Origin of the sequence: Exiguobacterium sp. s50 (genome assembly GCF_018618175.1) — a bacterium.
Lineage (GTDB): Bacteria > Bacillota > Bacilli > Exiguobacteriales > Exiguobacteriaceae > Exiguobacterium > Exiguobacterium chiriqhucha.
This window is the reverse complement of sequence record NZ_JACSLP010000020.1, coordinates 1-6362: the sequence shown is the minus strand read 5'-3', so window position 1 is coordinate 6362 and position 6362 is coordinate 1. Positions and strand designations below refer to the sequence as shown.

The following is a 6362-nucleotide window of genomic DNA, read 5'->3' as shown; positions in this document are numbered from 1 at the left end:
ACGCATGCGTTGTCGAAACACTAAAACCCAGCTGGCAAAGTTCTGTACTTTTCGTTGCATTATTGTGCACATTTGTATTGCAAAATACAACGCCTGGTGGTCTTTTCATCAATTAAATTTATTACATTCTATCTTTTATAAATCTAAAGTTAACTGTGGCTGTTGTCCTTCTACTTCGATTTGACGATCAATTTCTTTTTTTGCCCAATCCGCGATTGGCTGCAAAACTGCACGCGCTAAAAGTACCGGAACAGCATTACCTATTTGTTTATACTGTTTATCTAAATGATTATTTTTAGAGCTTATAGAAACACTCCTACCATCATCGAAAATCCACCAGTCAGGGAATGTTTGAATTCTTGCAGACTCCCTCACACTTAAACGTCGATTTTTGTTACCCATTAAACTCCATTTGTCCTTCTCTAACTTTTGCATTGCTTCGCCCCCTGGCCAAAGCTGGGCTTGCCGCCCCGAAGCTTGAACCGTAAATGCTTGATCATTCCATCCTTTTTTACGATTTCGAGACAAATAAATTGATGAGAAATCGCCTTCATAAACATCTTCAGGCCATTCAGGCAAATCACCAATTGCTTCTTTAAGAGTTACATAGGGTTTAGAGTTTGCACCATGAGTTGGCTCGGGAAAAACATAAGTGAATTTTACATCTTCACGAACACCAACAATAAATACCCGTTCTCTTAATTGAGGAACACCATAATCTCTAGAGTTGACAAGCTTGTATTGAATTTTGTAACCGGCAGAAGCAAAGTCTTCAATTATTTGTTTAGCAACTTCACCTTTACCTAATGTAAGTAAACCTTTTACATTTTCGGCTACAAAGACTTTAGGACGAGCTTGAATAATCGCTCGAATGAAATGAATATAAAGGAAATTTCGTTCGTCATCAATTAATCTAGGACCCGCTGCAGAAAAACCTGGACAAGGAAAACCTCCTAAAATAACGTCTGCATAAGGGAAGTATTTAACATTTCTAATATCTCTTGCATCTTGTACCGTAGTGTCATTATCGAAATTTTGTTTATAAGATCGAGCTGATTCTTTAAATAAATCATTAGAATAGATTGTCTGGAAAACATTCGTCTTTTCTAATTGTTTATATTTATTTCTAGATTTATAAATTTCATTTAAAATTGCGGTAGAATCGTGTTTTGCAACTAATCCTGCTAGTTCAAAACCCAAGTCTAATCCTCCACATCCTGAAAACAAGCTAACAACGTGAAATTTATTTTTTTCTCTTTCAATACTATTAATTATATCTTCATCTTTATTCGACTGAATAATCCGACTAGATTCTTCCTTAATTTTTTCCATCAACACTTGTTTAACATCATTAGATGAGTAGTCATTTGCAGGTCTAAACTTGGCTCTACCTCTTTCATCAATCTTCATGTCTTCTCACCTTTCTTTATTGTACCTCTACGAAAAAACTCTTACTTATTATAATAACTGACTTTCTGTAAAATGGCCAGAGTTAAGTTTTTCCAAATTAATGGATATGACACTTTTATAGTATATAATTTAAAATGAGAAGGTTATTCTCAATTTATCTATAGGAGTACTATAAAATGAAACAAAAACATATTGGTAATAAACATGTTTACGAAGTAAAAGAGCACTTGCTAAAATTATTAAGTGGAGAAGATGTTATTGTAAACTCTACTTCTTCCGCCACAGCTTCTTATATTTTTAATAAACATTCCTCAATTAAATCCATTCGTAGTAAATTTGACCATAAAAATCCAGACAAATATCCTGATCTCACAATTCATATAGAAAATAATAAAGTCCCCTATCACCTATTTAGTATAAAAAATGGTGGAATTCAACCACGCAACCTTGGAGGTAAAAGTTTTTTATCTACTTACTTTCAAGAGGATACTTTACAAGAAAGATTTAATACTCGTTTAGAACAATTCTATATTCACTTTTATCGAAGTATTTTAAAAGATAGCGATGAATACACCTCCTTAACGGATTTACGCAAAGAAGTAAAAAATGCCGAGATTAGTTTTTCCAATAATGACAATGCTAATAAATCACGAAAAAACTTTCTATTCTCTTTAAGAGAAAATGCTTTAGAAATATTTCACGAACTGTTGAATACTGATAAGAGAGAAAAAATAATATCTGGCTTAAATTATTTACTGTTTAATGGGGAATCGATGCTTATTGCCAAAAAAAAAGCTCCAGATTTTCCAGTGATAGAAACAAACTATCAGTTTTCTTATGCTGACTCCATAAATGTGTATAGAAAAGGCAACGATTCTATTGGGTTCACCAATGGAACATTTGTACTATTTATTCGATTTAAATTTGAAAGCCAACCACACAGTCCAATTAAACTCACGACTTCATTAGGTAATTATGAGTCTACAAGTAATATCAACACTTCTTTAATTTTAAGATTCGAGAAAACGTGGAATGATTTAATTGCTAATACACATTATACCGGTCGTGTAGATCCAAACAGTGTTGGAAAAATAAACGAAGCTTTGATTTATCACTATCTACTTCAAAATAAACCTACTGTGATTTCAGATGAGAATGTAAAAGAGGCTCGGCATATAGAAAACATAAAAATCTACGGTGTAAACTTACCAAAAAGTACTTTAAAGAAGCTAAATGAGGCTTCCAAACTTGCCGTAGAGAATGTGCTTTTAGATTATATTAAACTGAAATATCCTGAACATTCTATTTCAGCTATATCTTTGACGGATGATGCTTACAGACTGGATATTAGAGATAATTCAGATATAAAACTTATTCTTAAGCCCGTTTACCCATCTTCCTTCAAAGATACTGTAAAAGAGTTAGGCTTTTCATTAAAAGCGAATGCCAGATCTAATTCTACCTCAGTCGTCAAAAATCCAGGTTTCGGTAAAATTTTAGGTCCTAATTATTTTAAAATTGGTGATACAGAAAATATCAATAATGAATTAAAAGATTTATTTCAAAAAAATAAAATTAACCATAATCAAGTCCTTATATTTGCAAACCAATATCTTGCTGAGTCTTTGTCATCTGCATCAGTGGAAACACTTAAATATGGTTTAGCAACAATCATAGGAAAAATCCCCATTGTTCATACGTTCTATGAAGATAATAATGCAAAAATCTCCGGCGTGATTACTTATGGAAATGATCTTAAATTCGAAGCTAATTACCCTACAAAAATAAGCAACTCTATTTTTTGGAACAATGGGAAAGAACAATTAATCATGAGAGTCAAATTTGAAGGTAATCATTCTAGAGGATGGACTAGTTTAAAATTAGTATGTACTTATAAAATTCATCCCTAAAATATGCTTTTTATTTCTCAATCATCGGGAATTATTAGATTGAGGAGGGACAGTCATGAGCTTTAAAAAGTTACCTGAGAATCCTGCTTTACGAATGATGAAAAACCTTAAGGATAAAGATACAAAGATTGAAGTTTTAGTTAGGCAACGACTTTGGTCCGATGGCTATCGTTATCGTAAAAATAATAGAAAACTATATGGAACTCCAGATATATCATTCCCAACTTTAAAAATTGTTATCTTTCTTGATTCTTGTTTTTGGCACGGCTGTCCTGCTCATTTTAAAATGCCAAAAACAAATCAAAAATACTGGATACAAAAAATCGGACGTAATATAGAAAGAGACGGGGCTGTAACAAGACATTATATTGAGGAAGGCTGGATTATCCTTCGCTTCTGGGAACATGAAATTATAGTAGATCTGGACCAAGTAACAAAAACTATAGAGTACTACGTTGATCAACAACGAAGTCTAAAGCGGGTACAATATAAGTAATCTACTGCATTTTCTTTTTTTCTATGTGTATTTTTTAATTGATAATACACTGATTTTTTACGAGAATGGATCACTGGTTCACTCACAAAAGCTGTCCATTCGTGACAGCTTTTATTTTTTTTGCATAGGTTATTGAAAACAAACTCACATTTATTTTGTAACCGTTTTCTTCCCTTTTACCATGCGAATTATCCATTTAACGTTGATATATCAACTTTTTACCAAGCATGCAAACGCCTTGACATTTTTGGCGGGTTATATGAAGTTAGTATTACATTATAATTATTCTAGTAGAGACGAAAGTCCACTAGAGTAAAAAACCAAGGAGGACATATCCCATGTCATTAATCGGCAAAGAAATCTTACCTTTCAAAGCACAAGCATTCCAAACAGGTGAATTCCTCGAAGTATCGGACAACGACTTCAAAGGTCAATGGAGCGTTGTTTGCTTCTACCCAGCTGACTTCACATTCGTCTGCCCGACTGAATTGGAAGACCTTCAAAACGAATACGCGACACTTAAAAACCTCGGCGTCGAAGTGTACTCAGTATCGACTGACACACACTTCACGCACAAAGCATGGCACGAAACATCAGAGAAAATCGGCAAAATCGAGTACATCATGATTGGTGACCCATCACACACAATCTCACGTAACTTCGACGTCTTGAACGAAGAAGATGGCCTTGCTGACCGCGGTACGTTCATCATCGATCCAGACGGCGTCATCCAAACAGTTGAAATCAACGCAGGCGGCATCGGCCGTGACGCGAGCACGCTCGTCAACAAAGTCAAAGCGGCACAATACGTCCGCAACAACCCAGGCGAAGTTTGCCCGGCTAAATGGGAAGAAGGATCTGCAACACTTCGCCCGAGCCTCGACCTCGTCGGCAAGTTGTAAGGAGCGGATTTCATGTTAGAAGCAGATATTAAACAACAGTTGGATCAATATCTCCAGCTCATGGAGGGCGACGTCGTCCTCCGTGTCAGCGCTGGAGACGACGCGGTCTCAAAAGAGATGCTCGACCTCGTGAACGAACTCGCGAGCATGTCGTCACGCATCTCGGTCGAGAACGTCACGCTCGAACGCACACCGAGCTTCAGCGTGAGCCGTCCGTCTGAAGAGACAGGGATCGTCTTCGCAGGAATCCCGCTCGGTCACGAATTCACGTCACTCGTCCTCGCGTTGCTCCAAGTGAGCGGCCGGGCGCCGAAAGTGGACGCGGATGCGATCAAACAAATTCAAAACATTCAAGGCACGTACCACTTCGAATCGTATATCAGCCTCAGCTGCCATAACTGCCCGGACGTCGTCCAGGCACTCAACGTCATGAGCGTCCTCAACCCGAACATCTCACACACGATGATCGACGGTGGTGCGTTCAAGGCAGAAGTGGAAGCGAAAGAAATCATGGCTGTCCCGACCGTCTTCTTGAACGGTGAGGCGTTCGGCAACGGACGCATGTCACTTGAAGAGATTTTGGCGAAACTCGGAACTGGTCCTGACGCTTCGGCGTTTGACAACAAAGACCCGTATGACGTCCTCGTCATCGGTGGCGGCCCAGCTGGTGCGAGCGCAGCGGTTTACGCGGCTCGTAAAGGTATCCGGACCGGCATCGTCGCGGAACGCTTCGGTGGACAAGTGATGGACACGATGGGGATTGAGAACTTCATCGGCACCTCTTACACGGAAGGCCCGAAACTCGTCGCGAGCTTGGAAGAGCACGTGAAAGAGTACGGCATCGACGTCATGAACCTCCAGCGCGCGAAGCGCCTCGAGAAGAAAGACCTCGTCGAAGTCGAACTTGAGAACGGTGCCGTCTTGAAGAGTAAGAGCGTCATCCTGTCGACTGGTGCACGCTGGCGCAACGTCAACGTCCCAGGTGAAGCTGAGTTCAAAAACAAAGGTGTGGCCTACTGCCCGCACTGTGACGGCCCGCTCTTCGAAGGCAAGCGTGTCGCAGTCATCGGTGGCGGTAACTCTGGGATTGAAGCAGCCATCGACCTCGCTGGAATCGTCAAACACGTGACGGTGCTCGAGTTCGCTGCCGAACTCAAAGCCGACCAAGTGCTTCAAGACCGTCTCCACAGCCTCCCGAACGTGACCGTCGTCACGAACGCTCAGACGACAGAAATTACGGGTACGGACAAAGTGAACGGCATCTCGTACTTGTCACGTGAGACGAACGAGACGCATCACGTCGAACTCGAAGGCGTCTTCGTCCAAATCGGTCTCGTCCCGAACACGGACTGGCTCGACTCGGTCGAACGCAACAACTTCGGTGAGATCGTCGTCGACCGTCACGGTGCGACGAACGTTCCAGGTGTGTTCGCAGCAGGTGACTGCACGAACAGCGCCTACAAACAAATCATCATCTCGATGGGATCTGGTGCGACTGCCGCACTCGGTGCTTTCGATTATATGATTCGCAACTAATAGGAAACGCGTCCTCATATTAATCTGTACCCCATGTAAAGGACATTAATAAAAAAACTTATGCTGCTTCAAGGAGATGATTCCTGTACTGTACGGGAGTCATCTTTT

Annotated in this window: 5 protein-coding genes; 4 read left to right on the top strand and 1 reads right to left on the bottom strand. The window is 39.9% G+C overall.

Annotated elements, in window-relative coordinates; all coding sequences use genetic code 11:
- Positions 1–135 precede the first annotated feature (135 nt).
- Positions 136–1410, bottom strand: a complete 1275-nt coding sequence (locus KNP68_RS14965; RefSeq protein WP_214800078.1) for a DNA cytosine methyltransferase — start codon at positions 1408–1410, stop codon at positions 136–138.
- 176 nt (positions 1411–1586) lie between these two features.
- Between KNP68_RS14965 and KNP68_RS14960 the strand changes: the two genes are divergently transcribed.
- From KNP68_RS14960 to ahpF, 4 genes are all read left to right on the top strand, one after another.
- Positions 1587–3320 (top strand): hypothetical protein, encoded by a 1734-nt coding sequence (locus tag KNP68_RS14960; RefSeq protein WP_214800076.1) that lies wholly within the window; start codon positions 1587–1589, stop codon positions 3318–3320.
- Between the two features lie 55 nt (positions 3321–3375).
- The gene (locus KNP68_RS14955) at positions 3376–3816 is read left to right on the top strand and encodes a very short patch repair endonuclease (protein ID WP_214800074.1); all 441 of its coding nucleotides are present in this window, start codon (positions 3376–3378) and stop codon (positions 3814–3816) included.
- 338 nt (positions 3817–4154) lie between these two features.
- The gene (gene ahpC / locus KNP68_RS14950; RefSeq protein WP_021067918.1) at positions 4155–4718 is read left to right on the top strand and encodes an alkyl hydroperoxide reductase subunit C; all 564 of its coding nucleotides are present in this window, start codon (positions 4155–4157) and stop codon (positions 4716–4718) included.
- A 12-nt stretch (positions 4719–4730) separates the two neighbouring features.
- Positions 4731–6254 carry an alkyl hydroperoxide reductase subunit F gene (gene ahpF / locus KNP68_RS14945; RefSeq protein ID WP_214800072.1) on the top strand — a complete coding sequence of 508 codons (1524 nt, stop codon included), beginning with the start codon at positions 4731–4733 and terminating at the stop codon, positions 6252–6254.
- The last annotated feature ends 108 nt before the right edge of the window (positions 6255–6362 follow it).

Excerpts from the sequence above, each read along its gene's own strand:
- KNP68_RS14965 (WP_214800078.1), bottom strand. The coding sequence starts at position 1,410 with ATGAAGATTGATGAAAGAGGTAGAGCCAAGTTTAGACCTGCAAATGAC.
- KNP68_RS14960 (WP_214800076.1), top strand. The coding sequence starts at position 1,587 with ATGAAACAAAAACATATTGGTAATAAACATGTTTACGAAGTAAAAGAG.
- KNP68_RS14955 (WP_214800074.1), top strand. The coding sequence starts at position 3,376 with ATGAGCTTTAAAAAGTTACCTGAGAATCCTGCTTTACGAATGATGAAA.
- ahpC (WP_021067918.1), top strand. The coding sequence starts at position 4,155 with ATGTCATTAATCGGCAAAGAAATCTTACCTTTCAAAGCACAAGCATTC.
- ahpF (WP_214800072.1), top strand. The coding sequence starts at position 4,731 with ATGTTAGAAGCAGATATTAAACAACAGTTGGATCAATATCTCCAGCTC.